We start from the raw sequence: 19,917 nt of genomic DNA on the forward strand, positions 1-19,917 counted from the left end.
GGAGACCCCCTTGCTCAAGGAACTGGCCAGCGTGACCGCGCTGGGAGCGGCCGCCGTGCTCGCCGTGTCGACCGCCGCCCAGGCGGACCACCACGACGACGAACCGGTGACCGCGCAGCTGGAGACCCCGGCCCTGTGGGACGAGGACGACGCCGACGCCGACGACCCCGCCATCTGGATCCACCCCGAGGACCCCGACGAGAGCCTCGTCATCGCCACGGCGAAAGAGGCCGGGATCTACGTCTACGACCTCGACGGCGAAGAGGTGCAGCACATCGAACCGCGACCCGCGCCGTCCGAAGAGGATAAACCCGGTCGGTACAACAACGTCGACATCGTGCACGGCTTCGAACTCGACGGCGAGCGGGTCGACCTCGCGGTGGCCTCCGACCGCGGCATGGACACGCTGGGCGTCTTCGCGATCGAGGACGGCGAGCTGGAAGACGTCACCGATCCCGAAGGAACGCCGATCTTCTCCGAGTCCCAGGAGGCGATCAACGAGGCCCACACCGCGTACGGGCTGACGACCTGGACCGACCGGACCGGCGCGTACGCGCTCGTCAGCCGCAACGCCGAAACCGAAGTGGCGCTGCTGAAACTGGTGGCCGTCGGCGAGGACCACGTCGGCTGGGAGCTCGTGCGGACCCTCGCGCTGCCCGCCGAGTTCGCGATGCCGGACGGCTCGACGTGGGCCCCGTGCGACGACCCGGGCGAGTACGCGCAGGTCGAGGGCATGGTGGTCGACCGGACCCGCGGCGTGGCCTACCTCGGGCAGGAGCTCGTCGGGATCTGGAAGGTGAACGCGGACCTCACGGGCGAACCGCAGCTGGTGGACACCGCGATCGAGTTCGGTGTGCCGGGCGAGTACGACGCCGAGACCGACGAGTGCGAGTACGGCCCGAACCCCGGGTACGGCGGTTCGGTGCTGCGCACGGACATCGAGGGCCTGACGATCTACCGCACCGGCCGCGGCAAGGGCTACCTGCTGGCCTCGAGCCAGGGCGACGACACGTTCGCGGTCTATCGGATCGAAGGCGGCAACAAGTACCTCGGATCGTTCGCGATCGGGGACGGCGAGGTCGACTCGACCCAGCACAGCGACGGCGCCGATGTCGTGAACGTCGACCTCCCCGGCTTCGAGGGCGGCCTCCTGGTCGTGCAGGACGGCGACAACACCCCGGAGGGCGACGACGAGTCGAGCACGAACTTCAAGTTCGTGGCGTGGGAGGACGTCGTGGAGCACACCGACTTCGGCCTGAAGACGGCCCGCGGCCGCCACTGACCGCCGCTGACCGCGCCGCCGAGCACCCCAGGACTCGGCGGCGCTCGGCGGGGACGGGAGCCGGCGCCCCTCACGAGGCGCTCGTGCCGCTCACCGCGGCTTGCGGGCGACGATGAGGTCGCGGTTGATGGCCTGGTCGACCCGGTGCTCGAAGTCGTGGAACGGCTCGGAGTCGCAGACCGCGAGCCCCGCCGCCTCCAGCATCGCGGCCAGCGCCGCCCGCTCGGTCACGTGGGTGTTCCAGGAGACGCCGATCGCGCCGCCCGGGCGCAGCAGTTCCGTCCAGACCGGGATCGACGCCTCCAGCAGCTCGGTGGGCCGTCGCGTCAGGGCCCGGGAGTCCTTCACCGCCGCGTGCTGCACGCCGTACGGCGCGTCCGTCACGATCAGATCGAACGCGCGCTTCTTGAAGACCTCGCCGCTGCGCAGCGTGTCCGTGTTGACGATCTCGAGGACCTGCAGGTCCCCGTCGCGATACCGCTCCTTCGTCGCCGCGAACTCGACCCGCGTGCGCTGGCCCAGCGCTCGGCCGTCGCGCTTCACGCGGCTGGACACCGCCGAGTGCTTGAGGCGCTTGTCCTTCAGCCAGCGCGGCACGAAACCGCTGTAGGCCTCGAAGTCGCGCTTGTCGACCTCGACGCCGAAGCCGTCCCAGCCGTACATCGCGGCCTGGTTCAGCGTCGTCCCCCGTCCGCACATCGGGTCGAAGACCTTGACGCCGCCGCCGAGGATCCGGTCCGGTGGCAGGGCGACCGCGGCGGTGACGTTGAGCAGGAGTTTCGTGAACTGCTCGTTGGTCTTGCCGACGTACTTGAGGATCGAGACCAGGTCGTCGTCGTAGCGGTCGAGCCGCTCGACCGCGAGCGGCTCCAGCAGCCGGTCGCGCACCGCGAACAGCGCGTACAGCGAGGACAGGTTGGCGAGCAGCCGCAGGTCCCGGTCCGTGAGCGTGTCCGAGCGGAACACGAGGTAGGGGACGCCGCCGAGGGCGGTCTCCTCGACGTCCTCGATCACGCCGTCGAGGGCGTGCTCGCTGAAGACCCGGATCTCGTTCGCCGCCATCCTGGCGGCGGTGCGCGCGTACACGCGGTTGGCGGAGGGCGATATCAGCATCGCGTACTGCTGCATGAACTTGTGAACCTTGCACTGCTGGGCGGACACGGAGAAGGCCCCGGCCTGCAGGCCGGGGCCTTGATGAGCGCGACCTTAGCAAGGACGCGGGCGGACGCGGAACCGGGCGGCGGTCACTCCCCGGATGGAGCGGGGAAGGTCACGCCGTTGGCGATCGGCGAGCCGAAGTTCGGCGTGCCGTCCGCATTGAACGTGAACTTCTGCACCCGTGTCTGCCGTGTATCGCCGCAGCCCTGGCCGGCCGAGGTGTTGCCGTGGTAGACCAGCCAGTGCTCGGTGCCGTCCGGCGAGGTGAAGAACCCGTTGTGCGCCGGGCCGTAGACGCCGTTGGCCTGCTGGAACACCGGCGTGGACTTCTTGGTCCACGACGAGGCCGAGAGCGGGTTCGAGCCGGTCAGTTCGAGCAGCCCCAGCTTGTAGTCCGGGGTGTTGCACGAGGAGGCCGAGAAGGTCACGAACGTGCGCCCGTTGTGCTGGAGCACGGCCGGGGCCTCGTTCACCCGCGCGCCCACGGTCTCCCAGCTATGGCTGGGCCGCGAGATGGTGGCGTGCGAGCCGGTCACCGTCCACGGGTTCGACATGGCCGCGATCCGGATCGACTGGTCCGCGCCGACCCATTCGCTCCACATCAGATAGAGGCCGCCGTTGACCTCCAGGTAGGTGCCGTCGATGTTCCACTGGTTCGGCAGCGGCGTGCCCATGAACTCGTACGGCCCCATCGGGGTCCCGCTCGTCGAGCGCAGCACGTGGAGCTTCTGCCCGTCGAGGTTGGTCTGCGAGTTCCCGGAGGTGTACATCAGGTACCAGGTGCCGTTGATGCGGTGGAACTCCGGCGCCCAGTGCGAGCAGCAGCGGCTCGGGGTGTTCGCGTCGTTCCAGACCACCGTGTCGCTCGCGGTCTTCAGCCCCGCCAGGGTGGTGGCGCGGCGCATGATGACCGTGGAGCTCCAGGTGGTCGTGGACATGTAGTAGTAGCCGTCCCAGTATTCGATCCAGGGGTCGGCGCCGTTGTTGCGGATCGGGTTGGACAGGGTGTTCTGTGAGCCGCCGCCGACGGCGTTGAGCCGCCACTTCTGGGCGTCCGAGCCGCTGTAGGTGTACTGCGAGATGCGGCTGCCCGCGGTCGTCGACCATTCCCACAGGTCGAGGGCCTTGCCGGAGAAGCGGTTGACGAAGCTGTGGGTGCCGTCCGAGTGCTCCCGGACGGACCACTGCTGGTTGGTGCCGCCGACGTCGGTCCACTGCGCGATGGTGGCGCCGTCCTCGGCGTTCCATTCGTAGACGTCGAGGACCATGTCGGAGTGCCGGGCCTGGATGCGGTAGTAGCCGCCGCCGGAGTCGATGAACCGGAACTGCTGATTCGTCGCGTCGGTGCGGTTCCATTGGGTGAGTTCGGTTCCGGCGGCCGTCGACGCGTTCTTGACGTCGAGGGCGAGGCCGGAGTGGGCGCTGGTGATGACGTACCAGGTGCCCGGGGTGACGGCGGCCTGCGCCGGGGCCTGCGAGGCGGCGACGAGGCCGAAGGCGGTCAGTGCGGCGGTGAGGACGAGCACTATGAGCATTCGTGCGCGTCTGAAGACGGGTTGCAGCATGGTGTTGCTCCAAAGGGTTGCCGGGTGGAGGCGAGGGGGCGGGGCGTCCCGGCCGGGACGCCCCGCGGTCGGGGTCAGTTCCCGTCCAGGACGGGCCAGCCCGCCGAGTTCCATTGGATCTGTTCGATGTCGAGCGCGAAGCCGTCGTTCCTGTTGTACGCGTGGTAGGCGATGAATCCCCTGTGGATGTCCTGGCCGCCCGCGGCGACGTTGGTGCCGTAGGCGCTGAGGACGACGGTGCCGCCGCCGTTGCGCATGTCGACGCCGGAGGCGTCGACGAACGGACCGGTCGGCGAGGTGGAGCGGCCGACGGTGATCTTGTAGGTCGAGTCCGCCCCGGCGCAGCAGGTGCCGATCGAGGTGAACAGGTAGTAGTAGCCGTCGCGCTGCATCATCGTGGGGCCTTCGATGCCGCCGCCCTTGGTGGCGAGGCGGATCGGGGTGGCGCCGGCCTTGGGTTTGCCGGAGGGCCAGTCGAGTTCGACGATGTGGATGCCCTGCTGCCAGGAGCCGAAGACCATCCAGCGCTTGCCGGAGGCGTCGACGATGATGTCCGGGTCGATCGCGTTGTAGGCGTTGCCGTTGTAGGACTGGATGACGACGCCGCGGTCGGTCCAGCCGAAGCCGGGTGCGGACGGGTCGAGGGTCGGACTGGTGGCCACGCCGATCGCCGAGCGCTGGGCGCCGAAGGTCGAGGCCGAGTAGTACACGTAGTAGAGGCCCTGGGCGGCGTCGTAGTGGATCTCGGGCGCCCACAGGTTCTCCACGCCCGGGATCTGCTGCCGGGTCCATGCGGGCTTGGTGCTCCACATGTAGCCGACGTTCTGCCAGGTCCGGCCGCCGTTGGTGGAGCGGAGGATCGGGATGTTGCCGTCACTGAAGCGGATGTCTCCGGTGGCGTAGACGAACCACGGCTGGCCGGCGCATCCGGCCCACAGCGAGGGGTCGTGGGCGCCGAGGGAGCCGCCGAGACTCGGGGGCTGGGTGGGGCCGCCGGCGCAGTCGTTCGGCTGGGGCTGCTGGTTGCCGCCGCCGACGACGCTGAGGCTCCATTGCTGGTTGGCGGCGTTGGTGACGGTGTACTGGGAGATGCGCCCGCCGGCGGCGGTCGACCATTCCCAGACGTCGAGTCCCTTGCCGGAGAGGCGGTTCACGAAGGTGGCGTAGCCGCCGGATTCGGTGACGCGCCACTGCTGGTCGGTGGCGTTGGCGTCGGTCTCCTGGACGACGTTGGCGCCGTCGGCGGTGTTCTGGTTCTGCAGGCCGAGGACTTTGCCGCTGTGCCGGGATTGAATGCGGTAGTAGCCCCCTCCCGCGTCGATGAAGCGGAACTGCTGGTTGGTGGCGTCGGTCCGGTTCCACTGGACGAGGCCGGCGTTGTCGGCGGTGGAGGCGCCGTCGATGTCGAGGACGAGGCCGGAGTGGCGGCTGGTGAGGACGTAGTTCGCGGTGGTGTCGACGGCGGCGGAGGCGGACGGCGTCAGGAAGGCCAGGCCCGCGGCCGCGATGGCGGCGGCCGCGAGCCCGGCGAACCAGGATCGGCGTCGGCGCCGCACTGGGGGAGTGCTCATGTGGGTACCTATCTCTCAAAGTGAGGGATCGAGAAGTCTCGATGTTACCGGACACATGGATCGATACACAAGACACCGCGCAACAAAAGCGGGAGACGGCATCGCCGTCTCCCGCTCCCCCGCTGTCGCCCGCTAGGCGTAGAAGTCCGGCCGTTCGCCCAGGTCGATCGGTACGGGCGCGCCCGTGTGCAGCGACTGGACGGCCGCGTCGGTGACCACTGTGGCGGCGTAGCCGTCCCAGGAATTCGGGCCGGTCGGTTCCCGCCCGGCCGCCACGCGGTCGGCCCACTCCTGGAGCTCCACGTCGAAGGCCTCGGTGAAGCGGTCGCCGAACTCCTGCAGCACAGGGAAACTCGCCTGGCCCGCGTGCCGCACGAGCGGCGCGGCCGGATCGGGCAGGCGCACCGCGCCGTCCTCCCCTACGATCTCGCACTGGATGTCGTAGCCGTACTGGCAGTTCACGAACACCTCGACGTCCACGCGCGCGCCGGAAGCGGTCTCGAACAGGAAGATCTGCGGGTCCTGGAGGTGCTCGAACCGCTTCGGGGTCTTGCGCGGCAGCACCGTCTGCACCGACGTGAACTCCTCGCCGAGCAGCCAGCGCAGCGCGTCCACCTCGTGCACCGCGGTGTCCTTGGCGGCCATCTCGGTCGTGTAGGACTCGCGCACGGTCGGGTTGCGGTGCACGCAGTGGGCCATGAGCGGCTCGCCGATCGCATCGGAGTCGAGGACCCGCTTCATCTGCCGGTAGCCGGCGTCGTAGCGGCGCATGAAGCCGACCTGGACGAGGCGGCGCCCGAAGGCCTGCTCGGCCTCCATGATCCGCCGCCCGTCGGCGGCGTCGGTCGTGAGCGGCTTCTCGCAGAACACCGGCTTGCCCGCCTCGATGCAGGCGAGCACCTGCTCGGCGTGCACCGGTCCCCACGAGGTGATGACGACCGCCTCGACCTCCGGGTCCGCGACCAGCTTCTCGGCCGAGTCGACCACCCTCGCCCCGACCTGCGACGCGACCGAGGCGGCCAGCTCCGGGTCGATGTCGGAGACGGCGACCACGGTGGTCCCGGAGACCAGCTCGGTCAGTCGCCGGACGTGCTGCTCGCCGATCCAGCCGGTGCCGATCACGCCGATGCGGATGCTCATGGGCTGCTTCCCTTCTTGCGGTTCGGGACGGTTGCGGCGTCAGGCCCGCTGGTGGCGGGCGCCGAGGCCGCAGCCGTTCAGGTACTGCCGGGTGCGGACGGCGATCGGGTAGGGCGCGTCCGGTTCGCACGGGTAGAGGTCCTGCTCGACGATGACGAACAGTTCGGCGTCGAGCTTCGCGAGCTCGGTGACGATGTCGGCCGGGTTCGGCACCCCGGCGGGCGGCTCGACGCAGACGCCGCGCTTGACGGCCTCGCCGAAGCCGAGGCCCTCGTCGCGGACCTGCCGGAGGATCGCCGGGTCCATCTGCTTGATGTGGACGTAGCCGATGCGCTCGGCGTAGCGGCGGATCAGGTCGACGTTGTCGCCGCCGCCGTAGGCGACGTGCCCGGTGTCGAGGCACAGGGACACGTAGTCGCCGTCGGTGCCGTCGAGGAAGGTCTCGATCTGCGGCTGGGTCATGATCTGGCAGTCCGCGTGCGGGTGCAGCGCGATCGTGACGCCGTACTCCTCGGACATCTGCCTGCCGATGCGGTTCGCCGCGGCGTGGACGGTCCGCCACTGCTCGGCGTCCCATTCGGTGACGTCGTTGATCGCGTCGGTCTTCTCGTCGCGGAACAGCGGCGGGATGAACACGACGTGCTTCGCGCCCTGCGAGGCCGTCAACGCGGCCACTTTGGAGACGATGGCGATCGTCTCCTCGAACTTCGCGGGGGTGTGGAGGTCGCCGAAGACGGTGCCGCCGGAGACTCGCAGGCCGCGTGCGCCGACCTCGTCGGCGAGGACGTCGGGGTCGGTGGGCAGGTAGCCGTAGGGCCCGAGTTCGAGCCACTCGTAGCCCGCGCCGGCCAGCTCGTCCAGGAACCGGTCGTACGGGAGCTGGCGGTCGTCCTCGGGGAACCACACGCCCCACGAGTCGGGGGCCGAGCCGAGCCGGAGGTTCGGCGCCGGCGTCGTCGCTCTCGGCGAAGCCGGCGAGCCATGCATTGACATTGACGGTCTCCTTCGCGGTGGCGGTCAGCTGGAGGTCGGGAAGTTGAGCTGGGCGGCCTGCGACTCGGTGTGCCTGGGCCAGCGCGAGGTCACCACTTTCGCGCGGGTGTAGAAGCGGACGCCTTCGTGGCCGTGGATGTGGCTGGAGCCGAAGAGGGAGTCCTTCCAGCCGCCGAACGAGTAGTGGGCGGTGGGCACCGGGATCGGGACGTTGACGCCGATCATGCCGACGTGGACGCCGCGCTCGAAGGTGCGCACCGCGCCGCCGTCGAAGGTGAAGACGGCGGTGCCGTTGCCGTACGGGTTGGCGTTGATCAGGTCGAGGGCCGCTTCGAGGGTCGGGACGCGGACGACGGCGAGGACGGGCCCGAAGACCTCGTCTTTGTAGACGTCCATGTCGGGGGTGACGTGGTCGAGGACGGTGGGGCCGACGAAGAAGCCGCCGGGGCGGCCCTCGACGCGGAGGCCGCGGCCGTCGACGACGGGTTCGGCGCCTTGGGCGACGCCGGAGGCGACGGCGGCCTCGACGCGGTCGCAGGCGGCCCGGGTGACGACCGGGCCCATCTCGGCTTCGGGGTCGTCCCCGGGACCGACGACGACGGCCTCGGCCTTCGCCTTGAGGAGGTCCACGAGGCCGTCGGCGGCGTCCCCGACGGCGACGGCGACCGAGACGGCCATGCAGCGCTGCCCGGCGGAGCCGAACGCGGCGGCGGTGAGCTGGGCGGCGGCCCAGTCGAGGTTCGCGTCCGGCATGACGACGGCGTGGTTCTTCGCGCCGCCGAGGGCCTGGACCCGCTTGCCGCTCCGGAGGGCGCGTTCGTGGATGTACTTGGCGATCGGGGTGGAGCCGACGAAGGAGACGGCGGCGACGTCCTCGTGGTCGAGCAGGGCGTCGACGGCGGTCTTGTCGCCGTTGACGACGTTGAACACGCCGTCGGGCAGGCCGGCGTCGGCGTAGAGCCGCGCGATGAGCAGGCTCGCGGAGGGGTCGCGCTCGCTGGGTTTGAGGACGAAGGTGTTCCCGGTGGCGATCGCGATGGGGTGCATCCACATGGGGACCATGACCGGGAAGTTGAACGGGGTGATTCCGGCGCAGACGCCGAGCGGCTGGCGGAAGTCGTAGGAGTCGACGCCGCTGGAGACGTCGGTGGAGAAGCCGCCTTTGAGCGCGGCGGTGATGCCGCAGGCGAACTCGATGACCTCGCGGCCGCGCACGATCTCGCCTCGGGCGTCGTCGACGACCTTGCCGTGCTCGGCGGCGACGAGCTTCGCGAGTTCCAGTTCGTGGCGCTCCACGAGGTCCCGCAGGCGGAACATGATCCGGGAGCGGTTGGACAGGGACTGGAGGCTCCAGGAGGTGAAGGCGTCCTTCGCCGCCCGCACGGCGGCATCCACATCGGACTCGGTGGCGAGGCGGACGCGGGCCTGCTCCTCGCCGGTGGCCGGGTTCCAGACGGGCGCGAAGCGCTCGGACTCCCCGGCGGCGGGCTTGCCGCCGATCCAGTGCTCGATGGTGGTCACTGCTGGTCCCCTCAGAGGTAGTGGCGCTGGTGGCGCTTATGGGCGTCGTATTCGGCGCGGGCGGTGCGGGTGGAGTCCAGTTCGGACACTTCGCTCACCGGGACTTCCCACCAGGCCGAGCCGGGCGGGTTCGGGCCCCGCGGGTCGGTTTCGACGTGGACCACGGTGACCCGCGGGTTCGCCTTGGCCTTGCGGAGGGCCTCGCGGAACTCGGCGACGCCGTTCGCGCTGATCACGTCGGCGCCGAGGCTGGCGGCGTTGGCGGCCAGGTCGACGGGGAGCACGTCGCCGTCGAGGAGCCCGGACTCGTCGTCGCGATAGCGGTAGGCGGTGCCGAAGCGCTGCGAGCCGAGGGATTCGGAGAGGGCGCCGATGGAGGCGAAGCCGTGGTTCTGGACGATCACGATGATCGCCTTCAGGCCCTCGGCGACCATGGTCGCGATCTCGGAGGAGAGCATCAGGTACGAGCCGTCGCCGACCAGGACCACGACCTCGCGTTCGGGGGCGGCCAGCTTCGCGCCGACCCCGGCGGCGATCTCGTAGCCCATGCAGGAGTAGGCGTACTCGACGTGGTAGGCCTTCGGGTCCCTCGCGCGCCAGAGCATCTGGAGGTCGCCGGGCATGGACCCGGCCGCGTTGATCACGACGTCCGCGTCGTCGAGGACCTCGCCCAGCGCGCCGAGGATCTCGGTCTGCGCGGGCAGCGGCCCGTGGCCGAGGCGGAGGCACCGGTCGGCGGTCGCGCGCCACTCGTCGGCGAGTCGGAGGGCCTCGGCGCGGTAGTCGTCGCCGACGCTCCAGCCCTCCAGTGCCTCGGCGAGCGCCGCAAGCCCGGACTTGGCGTCGGCCAGGAGCATTTCGGCCGCGTGCTTGGCGGCGTCGAGCCGTGCGACGTTCAGGTTCGCGAACGTGACGTCCGGGGCGGCGAAGACCGTGTGCGAGGCGGTCGTGAAGTCCGAGTACCGCGTCCCGACGCCCAGCACCACGTCGGCTTCCGCGGCAAGCGCGTTCGCCGCCGACGTGCCGGTCGCACCGAGGCCGCCCACGGCCGAGGGGTGGTCCCAGGGGATCGCGCCCTTGCCCGCGTGGGTGTCGGCGACCGGGATGCCCGTGGCCTCGGCGAACGCCCGCAGCTCGGCCATGGCGCCGCTGTAGACCACGCCGCCGCCGGCGACGATCAGCGGGCGCTCGGCCGAGCGCAGCAGCGCCGCGACCCGTCGGACCGCCGCCGGTTCGGGGGCGGGCCGGCCGACGCGCCACACGCGTCGCCGGAAGAAGTCGACGGGCCAGTCGAAGGCCTCGGCCTGCACGTCCTGCGGCAGGCACAGCGTGACCGCGCCGGTCTCGACCGGGTCGGTGAGCACCCGCATCGCCGCCAGCGCGGCCGGGATCAGCTGCTCGGGGCGGCTCACGCGGTCGAAGTACTTCGAGACGGGCCGGAACGCGTCGTTCACCGACACATCACCGGCACGGGTGTCCTCGAGTTGCTGGAGCACCGGGTCGGGGACGCGTGAGGCGAACATGTCGGAGGGCAGCAGCAGGACCGGCAGCCGGTTGGCGGTGGCGAGCGCCGCACCGGTGATCATGTTGGTCGAGCCCGGTCCGGTCGAGGCCGTGCAGGCGAAGGTCTGGAGGCGGTCGCGCATCTTCGCGTACGCCGCCGCGGCGTGGACCATGGCCTGCTCGTTGCGCGCGAGGTGATACGGGAGATCGGCCTCGCCGGTGCGGGCGGCCTGGAGGAGCGCCTGGCCGAGTCCGGCGACGTTCCCGTGGCCGAAGATGCCCCACACGCCGGGGATGAGGCGCTGCTCGATCCCGTCGCGCTCGGCGTGCTGGGCGGCGAGGAAGCGGACGAGGGCCTGGGCGGTCGTCAGCCGGACGGTCGGCACGGTCTCAAGCGGCATCGTCGCGCTCCTTCTCGACGGCCGAGGACAGCGGCAGTCGCGGATCGAGGTCGTCAGGGGTCCACGTGGACCGGATCCAGCCGTGGGCGGGGTCGTCGCTGATGCGCCAGGCGCGCTCCTCGCCGGGGCCGGCCATCACGTTGAGGTAGTAGAGGTCGTAGCCGGGGACGGCGGCGCTGGGGCCGTGCCAGCCGTGCGGGATGACCACGACGTCGCCGGAGCGGACCTCCTCGCTGACCTCGATCGGCCGCTCGGGCGTGCCGTAGACGCGCTGCCAGGCGAAGCCGGGGCCGAGCGGTCCCGGGGCGACCTCGAAGTAGTAGATCTCCTCGAGTTCGGCCTCGTGGTCGCTCGCCTCGTCGTGCTTGTGCGGCGGGTAGGAGGACCAGTTGCCGCCGGGCGTGAGGACCTCGCAGGCGATGAGCTTGTCGGCGTCGAAGTGGCCGGGGGTGCAGAAGTTGTTGACCTGCCGCGAGGCCCGGCCGGCGCCGCGCAGCTCGACCGGGACGTCTTCGGCGGGGCCGTAGCGGAACGGGAGGCGCCGGTCGCATCGGGCGGAGGGGAGGGCGAAACGGCCGCCTCCGGCACTGGCGACCGTCGCTTCGGCGTCTCGGGGGACGTAGGCGAAATCGGTCACGCGGCTGAAGACGTTTCGGCGGCCTGCGAGGTCGAAGGACCGGCCGTCGCACGCGACAGTGCAGCTTCCGGACAACGGCAGGACCAAGGTCTCGGCGTCGCCCGTGGCGAACGTGTGGGTGCGCCCGGGCCCGAGTTCGAGCACTTTCAGGCCCGAGTAGGTCCAGCCGGCGGTCGCGGGAGTGACGACCGCGGCGTAGTCGCCCGCGGCGGTGGACTCGGCGGGGAGGTGATGGCGGTTCACAGCAGGCTCACCGCCGCATCGACCGCGGCGGCGACGTCGCCGTCCGCGGGGTACAGGAGCGACCGGCCGACGGTCAGACCGACCACATTGGGCAACGCCAGGGCCGCGGCCCAGGACTCGCGCTGGACGTCCAGGTCGGCGACCTCGCCGCCGAGGACGACCATCGGCAGCGTCGAGGCGGCGGCGACGCGTGCCATGTCGGGCGCGGTCGGCACCTTCAGCCACGTGCGGGCCGAGGTCGAGCCGAGGCCCGAGGCGATCGCGACCGACGTGACGACCCCCTCCGTCGTCACGTCGTTCACGATCCTGCCGTGCTCGCGGCGGGAGAGGAACGGCTCCACCATCGCGACCAGGCCGCGGTCGGCGAGCGCGTCGACGGCTTCGGCGGCGGCTTCCAGGGTGGGCGCGGTGCGGTCGTCCGCCAAGTCGATCCGGGTGAGCATCTTGCCGCCGTCGAAGCCCATGCGCTCGATGGCGTCCGCGCGCATCCCGGTGAAGCGGTCGTCGATCTCGAAGGCCGCTCCGGCGAGGCCGCCGCGGTTCATGGAACCGAAGACGACCTTGCCGTCCAGGGCCCCGAGCAGCAGCAGGTCCTCCAGGACGTCCGCGGTCGCCAGGACGCCGGTGCAGCCGGGGTGCTCGAGCGCGGTCCGCAGCCGGTCCAGGAGGTCGCCGCGGTCGGCCATGGCCATCGGGTCGCCGCCGGTGCCGAGCGCGCCGCGCGCGGGGTGGTCGGCGGCGATGACGAAGCACTTGCCGGACGGGCCCACCGGGCTCGACGCCCGTTTGCGGGCGTCGGCGGCCCTGCGGATCGCGGCCGGGTCGGTCAGCCGCGTCCGGGCCAGTTCGGCCAGCAGGTCAGCGCGCATTCGCCACCTCGGTCAACTTGAGCTCCACTTCGGATTCGGTGGGCATGGCGTCGGAACAGGCCAGCGCGCCGGCGACGTGCGCGCCGGCGGCGTTGGCGAAGCGCATGATCCGCTCGGCCTCCCAGCCGGCGAGCAGGCCGTGGACGAGCGCGCCGCCGAAGGCGTCGCCCGCGCCGAGGCCGTTGACGACGTCGACCGGGACCGGCGGCGCCTCCACCTGCCCGGTGTCGTCGAGCGCGAGCACGCCTTTCGGACCCTGCTTGACGACGGCGAGCGCGACGCCCGCCTCCCGCAGGGCGCGCGCGGCCTCGGCGGGGGTGTCGCGGGCGCCGACGGCGACCTCGCATTCCTCGCGGTTGCCCACGGCCACGGTGACGTGCGGGAGCGCCCGGCGCACCTGTTCGCGGGCGTCCTCGGCCGAGTCCCAGAACATCGGCCGGTAGTCCAGGTCGAGCACCGTGACGCCCGCCTTGCCGCGCGCTTCGAGCGCGGCGAGCGTCGCCGAGCGCGAGGGCTCCTGGCAGAGACCGGTGACCGTCGCCCAGAAGACCTTCGCGGCCCGGATGGCGTCGAAGTCCAGCTCGGCGGGATCGATGTCCAGGTCGGGGGCCTTGGGCAGCCGGTAGAAGTAGAGCGGGAAGTCGTCGGGCGGGAAGATCTCGCAGAACGTGACCGGGGTGGGCAGGGCCTCCGAGGTGCCGACGAAGGCGTCGTCGACGCCGTAGCCGCGCAGGGCCTTGCGGACGAAGCGGCCGAAGGGGTCGGCGCCGGTCTTGGTGATCACCGCGGTGCGGCGCCCGTAGCGGGCCGCCGCGACGGCGACGTTCGTGGGGCTGCCGCCCAGGAACTTCCCGAAGGACTCCACGTCCTCCAGGCCGACGCCGATCTGGTGGGGGTAGACGTCGACGCCCACCCGTCCCATGGTGACGAGGTCGTACGCCTCGCCGTCGGCCTGCGTCGCGGCCACGGGCACCCCCTCGTGTCGTCCCTGTTCAGCCCTGCTCTGGAGCGCTTCACTGTCGCGCGTTACTGTCGCGCGACAGTGAACTGGAATATACTCACTTCCAGGCCCGCGCGTCAAGCGGACGAGTGCGGCGGAAATAAACTCATGTCATCGCCGGCACATCGCATGAGGGAGGGACGTTGGACGAAGCGCTTGGCCCCCAGCACGATGCGGGTAAACCGGCCCGCCCGCGCGTGACCATGGCCGACGTCGCCGCGAAGGCCGGCGTCTCCCGCACCCTCGTCTCGCTGGTGCTCCGCGGCCGCCCCGGCGCGGGAGCCGCGACCCGCGAGCGGGTCCTGCGGGCCGCCGACGAACTCGGCTACCGGCCCGACAGCGCCGCCCAGATGCTCGCGCGCGGCCGCAGCGCCGCCATCGGCGTCATGATCGACCTCGACCAGCCCTTCCACGCCGAACTCGTCAAGGCCGTCTACCCCATCGCCGAGCAGCTCGGCTACGACGTCCTGCTCTCGGCCATCGCGCCCGGCCGCGACGGCCAGAAGGCCATCGAAGCGCTCCTCGGACACCGCTGCGAAGCCCTGATCCTCCTCGGCTCCGACTCCGACGCGCCGTACATCGAACGCATCGCCGGGACCAACCCCACCGTCGTCATCGGCCGCAAGTCCGGCACCCCGGGCGTCGACAGCGTCCACACGGCCGAGACCAAGGGCGTCCGCCAGGCCGTGGACCACCTCGTGGAACTCGGCCACCGCCGCATCGTCCACATCGACGGCGGCAAGGGCCCCGGCTCGTCCGACCGCCGCAGCGCCTACCGCGCCGCGATGCGCCGCCACCGTCTCGCCGACCAGATCCGCGTGATCCCCGGCGCGCACGACGAGAACGCCGGCATCAACGCCGGCATGCTCCTCCTCGGCGAGGACGCGCTCCCGACCGCGGTCCTCGCGAGCAACGACCGCTGCGCCATGGGCCTCATGCACGCCCTGCGCAGCGGCGGCGTCGACATCCCCGGCCAGGTCTCCATCGTCGGCTACGACGACAGCCACCTCTCGCACCTGTCGCACATCAACCTCACCACCGTCCGTCAGGACACCGCCAGCATCGCCGAACACGCCGTCCGCTGCGCCGTGGAACGCCTGGAGAACGCGGGCCTGCCCGGCCGCGAAGTGGTCCTCGAACCCAAACTCGTGATCCGCGCGACCACCGCCCCGCCGGGGTAGCCCGGCGGGGGACTGACGGGGTCGAGCGCTCGGCAGCGCTACTCGGGGTCGGAGGGCAGGCATCGGCGGCGGGCCAGCCGGGTCGCGGCCACGACCGTGGCGACGAAGGCGAGCACGCCGAAGACCAGCAGGTACTGCAGGGATTCGTTCGAGAAACCGACCCCCATGAGAAGGACGGCGAGGACGGCAGGGATGACCAGGGCACGCATCGGGCAACTCCACGGGCTCAGGAGCAGGGCGATAAGGATGCCCCGTGCGAGGCCCCCTCAACCCCGCGCAGCGCCGATGCACCCGGGCGCGGGCCCGCTGCCGCGCGTTCCGCACGCAGGCCGCTGGACACGAAAAAACCCGGCTCCCTCTCTCGAGGAAACCGGGTCTTCGTTGGTAGCGGGAGGCGGATTTGAACCACCGACCTCCAGGTTATGAGCCTGGCGAGCTACCGAGCTGCTCTATCCCGCGTCGGTAGTTAAAGAGTACATGACCCCGATCGCGGTCTGCCACAGCGGGGTCCGTGAGCGCAGTCACCGCTTGTTCACCTGGGGTTTCGCTCGAGGGCCGGGTGAACGGCGGCGGCCCGGGCCCCTTTCGGGATCCGGGCCGCCGCGGCGGTGCGCTGCAAATCGGTGCGCTAGAAGCCGAGGCGTTCGAGCATCTTCGGGTCCCGCTGCCAGTCCTTGGCGACCCGCACGTGCAGGTCGAGGTAGATGCGGCCGCCGATGAGCTGGGCGATGCCCTTGCGGGCCTTGGTGCCCACCCGCTTGAGGCGCTCGCCGCCCTTGCCGATGATGATGCCCTTCTGGCTGTCGCGCTCGACGTAGATCTCGGCCCAGATCTTCTTGCGCGGCCCGCCCTCGGACTCCTCGTCCTCGATGTCCTCGATGACGACGGCGAGGGAGTGCGGCAGCTCGTCGCGGACGCCTTCGAGGGCGGCCTCGCGGATGAGCTCGGCCATCATGACCCGCTCGGGCTCCTCGGTGATCATCCCGTCCGGGTACAGCTGCGGCGACTCGGGCAGGTGGCCCGAGAGCACGCCGACCAGTTCGTCGAGGTTCTCGCCGGTCTTGGCCGAGACGGGCACGATGTCGGCGAACTCGCCCAGCGCCGCCACGTTCGTCAGGTGGCGCACCAGGGCGTCCTTGCCGACGAGGTCGATCTTGGTGACGACCGCGACCACTTTCGCTCCGAGCTTGGCGATCTCACCGGAGATGAACTTGTCGCCGGGGCCGGGCTTCTCGTTGGCGGGCAGGCACAGGCCGATGACGTCGACCTCGGACCAGGTCTGGCGGACGAGGTCGTTCAGCCGCTCGCCCAAGAGGGTGCGCGGGCGGTGCAGACCGGGCGTGTCGACCAGGATGAGCTGGGAGTCGGGCTGGTGCAGGATCGCGCGGACCACGTGGCGGGTGGTCTGCGGGCGCTTGGAGGTGATCGCGATCTTCTGGCCCATGATCGCGTTGGTCAGTGTGGACTTGCCGGCGTTCGGGCGGCCCACGAAGCAGGCGAAGCCTGCATGGAAGTCGTTGCTAGGCAAGACGGGTCACCTCTTTGCGGACCACGGCGTACACGGTCAGGTCGGCGCTGATCTCCTTGGCGGCCCGCAGGCCGTCCTCGTCCGAGGTCGCGCCGAAGACCACGGCGGCCTCCAGTCCGTCGGCCCCCGCGGCGAACGCCTGGGCCACCGCCGCCTGGAGCGCGGTGAGCTTGAGGGACGGGAGGTCGACCGCCGCCGAGGCGTAGGTGCGGCCGATGCCGTCGCGCACGGCCGCGCCGGTGGTCTGCTGGACCCGGCCCGCGGCGCCGCGGGCGAGCGTGACGAGTTTCGCGTCCTCGGCGTCCAGGTCCTCGACGGACGTGCCGGCTGCGGTCAGGTCAGACATTGATCTCGTGCCTCTCATCGTTCGCGGCGGCCGGTTGCGCGCCGTCGGCGTCGGGCAGGCGCGTGACGCGCACCGTCTCGATCCGGTTGCGGCGGCCAACGGTACCTTCAGCGGTCAGCTCGAGCCCGCCCAGCCGCGCCCGGTCGCCCGCGAGCGGGACCTTCCCGAGTTCGGCGGCGAGCAGCCCGGCGACGGTGTCGACGTCGAGCTCGGGCAGGTCCACGCCGAACAGCTCGGCGAGGTCCTGGACGGACAGCCGGGCGGTGACGCGGGCGGTGCGGTCGTCGAGCCAGGCGACCGGGGGCAGCTCGTTGTCGTACTCGTCGGTGATCTCGCCGACGATCTCCTCGAGGATGTCCTCGATGGTGATGAGCCCGGCGGTGCCGCCGTACTCGTCCACGACCGTGGCGATGTGGATGCGGGCGGTCTGCATCTCCCGCAGGAGGTCGTCCACGGGCTTGGAGTCGGGGACGAACGAGACCGCGCGCATGACCTCGCTCACCGCCGGGTTCACGCGGTCGTCCAGGCGCACGAGGTCCTTGAGGTAGACCACGCCGCGCACGTCGTCGAGGTCCTCCCCCACGACCGGGATGCGCGAGAAGCCCGAGCGGAGCGCGACCTGCTCGGCCTCGGCCGCGGACATGTCGGCCGGGACCCACACCATCGCGGTGCGCGGGACCATGACCTCGCGGGCCACGGTGTCGCCCAGGGCGAACACGGAGGCGATCATGTCGCGCTCCTCGTGGTCGACGGTGCCCTGGGCCTCGGCGGCGTCGACCATCTCGCGGATCTCGATCTCGGAGGTCGCGAAGGGGCCCTCGCGGAAGCCCTTGCCGGGGGTGACGGCGTTGCCGACGAGGATGAGGAGCTTCGCGAACGGCCCGAGGGCGGTGCCGAGCAGGGCCACGGGCCCGGCCACGGCGAGCGCGATCGGGTAGGCGTGCTGGCGTCCGAGCGTGCGCGGCCCGACGCCGATGGCGACGAAGGACACGACGGTCATGATCGCGGCCGAGAGGCCGACGGCGAGCCACGAGTCGTTCCAGGAGTCGAAGGCCACGACGGCGACTATCGCGATCGCGGCGGCTTCGCAGGCCAGGCGCAGCAGGATGAGGAGGTTGACGTGCCGGGGCAGCTCGTCGATGATGCGGAGCAGGGATTCGGCGCCGCGCTGCCGCTGCTCGGCGAGCTCCGCGGTGCGGGCGGGCGAGACGGCGGCGAGCGCCGAGTCGATCATGGCCGCGGCCCCGGCTACGGCGGTCAGTGCGGCCGCCGCGGCCAGGAGCGAATACGGGATCATCGCGGCCTAACTCTCCGCTGCGGCGTCGCGTTTGGCGCGCCAGGCGTCGAGCAGCCGGTTCTGCAGGCCGAACATCTCCTTGGCCTGCTCGGGTTCGGCGTGGTCGTAGCCGAGGATGTGGAGCACCCCGTGGACGGTGAGCATGTGCATCTCGTCGGCCGTGGAGTGCCCGGCCTCCTTGGCCTGGGCCTCGGCCACTTCGGGCGAGAGGACGAGGTCGCCGAGGATGGGCGTGCCCGGCTCGGAGGAGTCGGGGCGGCCGGGCATGGCGTCGTCCATCGGGAACGAGAGGACGTCGGTGGGCCCGGTGCCGCCCATCCAGCGCTTGTTCAGCTCGGTCATGTGCTCGATGTCGACGACGAGGACCGAGAGCTCGGCGAGCGGGTTGACGCCCATCTCGTTGAGGGCGAAGTCGGAGACGGAGCGGATGCCCGACTCGTCGACCTCCCGCCCGGACTCATTGATGATCTCGATGCCCACGGTTTCCTCGCTGCTTCCCGGGATCGCCGAGCTTGGCGTCCCACTTCTCGTAGGCGTTCACGATATCGCTGACCAGCTGGTGCCTGACGACGTCTTCGGACCGGAGGACGGCGAAGTGGACGTCGTCGAGTCCTTCGAGGATGTCGCGCACGACCCGCAGGCCGGAGGTGGCGTTGTTCGGCAGGTCGACCTGGGTGACGTCGCCGGTGACGACGATCTTCGACCCGAAGCCGAGCCGGGTCAGGAACATCTTCATCTGCTCGGGCGTGGTGTTCTGCGCCTCATCGAGAATGATAAATGCATCATTAAGTGTTCTCCCCCTCATGAATGCGAGGGGCGCGACCTCGATCGTGCCCGCTTCCATGAGCTTCGGGATCGAGACGGGGTCGATCATGTCGTGCAGCGCGTCGTAGAGCGGGCGCAGGTACGGGTCGATCTTCTCGAAGAGCGTGCCGGGCAGGAAGCCGAGCCGCTCGCCGGCCTCGACGGCGGGTCGGGTGAGGATGATCCGGTTGATCTCCTTCGCCTGCAGCGCCTGCACGGCCTTGGCCATGGCGAGGTAGGTCTTGCCGGTGCCGGCGGGGCCGATGCCGAACACGATCGTGTTCGCGTCGATGGCCTCGACGTAGCGCTTCTGGCCGAGCGTCTTGGGTCGGATCGCCTTGCCCCGCTTGGAGACGATGTTCTGCGTGAGGACGTCCACGGGCCGCTCTTCGGGGGCGGACTTGAGCATGTCCTCAGTGCGCCTGATGATGTCGGGGTCGACGTTCTCGCCGTTCTCGACCAACGCGAGCAGCTCCTTCACGAGTCGTTCGGCGGCGTGCAGCGCGCCGTTGAGGCCGGTGAGGGTGATCGTGTCACCGCGCACGTGGAGGTCGACGCCGGGATTGCGGCGTTCGATGTAGCGCAGGTTCTCGTCGGCGCGGCCCAGCAGTGCCATGAGCGCGCTCTGGTCACCGACGGTGATCGTGGACGTGGCCGTCGAGGTGTCCTCGGCGAGTGCATCGGATCGGTCGGAATTCAGTGTCTACTCCTGTTCGAGTGGTGGCGGGCGGCGGGCGTGCCATGGGCTTCGCCCGTTAGCGCTGATCGCCACCTGCTTCCGCAATGAGCGTTCCAGCGGCCCTGGAGCCGCTGTCTGACATACCTCAATGGTAGTTGCTGCCTGCGACGACGGACAACGAGAAAACGATGCGGCGCTG

General features: G+C 70.7%; 18 protein-coding genes and 1 tRNA gene. 2 read left to right on the plus strand and 17 right to left on the minus strand.

Annotated features, from left to right (window positions below):
• Positions 1–10: 10 nt before the first annotated feature.
• A complete protein-coding gene (locus tag K3N28_RS22185; protein ID WP_228094943.1) occupies positions 11–1,282 on the plus strand; it encodes a phytase in 1,272 nt (423 codons plus the stop codon).
• Positions 1,283–1,372: 90 nt separating this feature from the next.
• Here the strand turns inward: K3N28_RS22185 and K3N28_RS22190 are convergent, their stop codons facing one another.
• The 10 genes from K3N28_RS22190 to iolC form a co-directional block, all read right to left on the minus strand.
• Positions 1,373–2,410: a TRM11 family methyltransferase gene (locus tag K3N28_RS22190; RefSeq protein ID WP_228094944.1), complete on the minus strand. Its 1,038-nt coding sequence runs from the start codon at positions 2,408–2,410 to the stop codon at positions 1,373–1,375.
• Positions 2,411–2,526: 116 nt separating this feature from the next.
• On the minus strand, positions 2,527–3,975 hold the full coding sequence (locus K3N28_RS22195) for a family 43 glycosylhydrolase (RefSeq protein WP_228094945.1): 1,449 nt from the start codon (positions 3,973–3,975) through the stop codon (positions 2,527–2,529).
• A gap of 104 nt (positions 3,976–4,079) precedes the next feature.
• Positions 4,080–5,576 (minus strand): family 43 glycosylhydrolase, encoded by a 1,497-nt coding sequence (locus tag K3N28_RS22200; RefSeq protein WP_228094946.1) that lies wholly within the window; start codon positions 5,574–5,576, stop codon positions 4,080–4,082.
• A gap of 132 nt (positions 5,577–5,708) precedes the next feature.
• A complete protein-coding gene (locus K3N28_RS22205) occupies positions 5,709–6,716 on the minus strand; it encodes a Gfo/Idh/MocA family protein (RefSeq protein ID WP_228094947.1) in 1,008 nt (335 codons plus the stop codon).
• Positions 6,717–6,755: 39 nt separating this feature from the next.
• The gene (locus tag K3N28_RS22210) at positions 6,756–7,709 is read right to left on the minus strand and encodes a TIM barrel protein (RefSeq protein ID WP_228094948.1); all 954 of its coding nucleotides are present in this window, start codon (positions 7,707–7,709) and stop codon (positions 6,756–6,758) included.
• Between the two features lie 24 nt (positions 7,710–7,733).
• On the minus strand, positions 7,734–9,230 hold the full coding sequence (locus K3N28_RS22215) for a CoA-acylating methylmalonate-semialdehyde dehydrogenase (RefSeq protein ID WP_228094949.1): 1,497 nt from the start codon (positions 9,228–9,230) through the stop codon (positions 7,734–7,736).
• Positions 9,231–9,241: 11 nt separating this feature from the next.
• Complete coding sequence (gene iolD / locus K3N28_RS22220) at positions 9,242–11,134, minus strand: 3D-(3,5/4)-trihydroxycyclohexane-1,2-dione acylhydrolase (decyclizing) (protein ID WP_228094950.1); 1,893 nt, start codon at positions 11,132–11,134, stop codon at positions 9,242–9,244.
• Positions 11,124–12,014, minus strand: coding sequence for a 5-deoxy-glucuronate isomerase (gene iolB, locus K3N28_RS22225; RefSeq protein ID WP_228094951.1), 891 nt, complete (start codon positions 12,012–12,014; stop codon positions 11,124–11,126). Before iolB ends, iolD begins: the two co-directional genes overlap by 11 nt.
• Entirely contained in the window at positions 12,011–12,883 is an 873-nt protein-coding gene (locus K3N28_RS22230; protein WP_228094952.1) for an aldolase, read from the minus strand. The genes iolB and K3N28_RS22230 overlap by 4 nt, the downstream gene beginning before the upstream one ends.
• A complete protein-coding gene (gene iolC / locus K3N28_RS22235; RefSeq protein WP_228094953.1) occupies positions 12,873–13,850 on the minus strand; it encodes a 5-dehydro-2-deoxygluconokinase in 978 nt (325 codons plus the stop codon). The genes K3N28_RS22230 and iolC overlap by 11 nt, the downstream gene beginning before the upstream one ends.
• A gap of 236 nt (positions 13,851–14,086) precedes the next feature.
• On the opposite strand from iolC, the gene K3N28_RS22240 reads away from it, so the two are divergent.
• A complete protein-coding gene (locus K3N28_RS22240) occupies positions 14,087–15,064 on the plus strand; it encodes a LacI family DNA-binding transcriptional regulator (RefSeq protein ID WP_374209860.1) in 978 nt (325 codons plus the stop codon).
• A gap of 38 nt (positions 15,065–15,102) precedes the next feature.
• Here K3N28_RS22240 and K3N28_RS22245 read toward each other — a convergent pair whose 3' ends face one another.
• The 7 genes from K3N28_RS22245 to K3N28_RS22275 all read right to left on the minus strand — a co-directional run bounded on the left by K3N28_RS22245 (position 15,103) and on the right by K3N28_RS22275 (position 19,739).
• Positions 15,103–15,273, minus strand: coding sequence for a hypothetical protein (locus K3N28_RS22245; RefSeq protein ID WP_228094955.1), 171 nt, complete (start codon positions 15,271–15,273; stop codon positions 15,103–15,105).
• 173 nt (positions 15,274–15,446) lie between these two features.
• Positions 15,447–15,523, minus strand: a tRNA-Met gene (locus K3N28_RS22250).
• A 169-nt stretch (positions 15,524–15,692) separates the two neighbouring features.
• On the minus strand, positions 15,693–16,592 hold the full coding sequence (gene era, locus K3N28_RS22255; protein WP_228094956.1) for a GTPase Era: 900 nt from the start codon (positions 16,590–16,592) through the stop codon (positions 15,693–15,695).
• Complete coding sequence (locus K3N28_RS22260; RefSeq protein ID WP_228094957.1) at positions 16,585–16,938, minus strand: cytidine deaminase; 354 nt, start codon at positions 16,936–16,938, stop codon at positions 16,585–16,587. Before K3N28_RS22260 ends, era begins: the two co-directional genes overlap by 8 nt.
• Positions 16,931–18,235 (minus strand): hemolysin family protein, encoded by a 1,305-nt coding sequence (locus tag K3N28_RS22265; RefSeq protein WP_228094958.1) that lies wholly within the window; start codon positions 18,233–18,235, stop codon positions 16,931–16,933. Before K3N28_RS22265 ends, K3N28_RS22260 begins: the two co-directional genes overlap by 8 nt.
• Positions 18,236–18,241: 6 nt before the next feature.
• On the minus strand, positions 18,242–18,715 hold the full coding sequence (gene ybeY, locus K3N28_RS22270; protein WP_228094959.1) for an rRNA maturation RNase YbeY: 474 nt from the start codon (positions 18,713–18,715) through the stop codon (positions 18,242–18,244).
• On the minus strand, positions 18,693–19,739 hold the full coding sequence (locus K3N28_RS22275) for a PhoH family protein (protein WP_374209861.1): 1,047 nt from the start codon (positions 19,737–19,739) through the stop codon (positions 18,693–18,695). The genes ybeY and K3N28_RS22275 overlap by 23 nt, the downstream gene beginning before the upstream one ends.
• Positions 19,740–19,917: the final 178 nt, after the last annotated feature.

The organism is Glycomyces sp. TRM65418 (genome assembly GCF_019710475.1).
Taxonomy (GTDB): Bacteria; Actinomycetota; Actinomycetes; order Mycobacteriales; family Micromonosporaceae; genus Glycomyces.

What these genes read in the sequence shown, in the direction of transcription:
- K3N28_RS22265 (WP_228094958.1), bottom strand. Translation starts at nt 18,235, where the DNA reads ATGATCCCGTATTCGCTCCTGGCCGCGGCGGCCGCACTGACCGCCGTA.
- K3N28_RS22190 (WP_228094944.1), bottom strand. Translation starts at nt 2,410, where the DNA reads ATGCAGCAGTACGCGATGCTGATATCGCCCTCCGCCAACCGCGTGTAC.
- K3N28_RS22230 (WP_228094952.1), bottom strand. Translation starts at nt 12,883, where the DNA reads ATGCGCGCTGACCTGCTGGCCGAACTGGCCCGGACGCGGCTGACCGAC.
- K3N28_RS22205 (WP_228094947.1), bottom strand. Translation starts at nt 6,716, where the DNA reads ATGAGCATCCGCATCGGCGTGATCGGCACCGGCTGGATCGGCGAGCAG.
- K3N28_RS22195 (WP_228094945.1), bottom strand. Translation starts at nt 3,975, where the DNA reads ATGCTCATAGTGCTCGTCCTCACCGCCGCACTGACCGCCTTCGGCCTC.
- K3N28_RS22260 (WP_228094957.1), bottom strand. Translation starts at nt 16,938, where the DNA reads ATGTCTGACCTGACCGCAGCCGGCACGTCCGTCGAGGACCTGGACGCC.
- iolD (WP_228094950.1), bottom strand. Translation starts at nt 11,134, where the DNA reads ATGCCGCTTGAGACCGTGCCGACCGTCCGGCTGACGACCGCCCAGGCC.
- K3N28_RS22200 (WP_228094946.1), bottom strand. Translation starts at nt 5,576, where the DNA reads ATGAGCACTCCCCCAGTGCGGCGCCGACGCCGATCCTGGTTCGCCGGG.
- K3N28_RS22245 (WP_228094955.1), bottom strand. Translation starts at nt 15,273, where the DNA reads ATGCGTGCCCTGGTCATCCCTGCCGTCCTCGCCGTCCTTCTCATGGGG.
- K3N28_RS22210 (WP_228094948.1), bottom strand. Translation starts at nt 7,709, where the DNA reads ATGTCAATGCATGGCTCGCCGGCTTCGCCGAGAGCGACGACGCCGGCG.
- K3N28_RS22240 (WP_374209860.1), top strand. Translation starts at nt 14,087, where the DNA reads ATGGCCGACGTCGCCGCGAAGGCCGGCGTCTCCCGCACCCTCGTCTCG.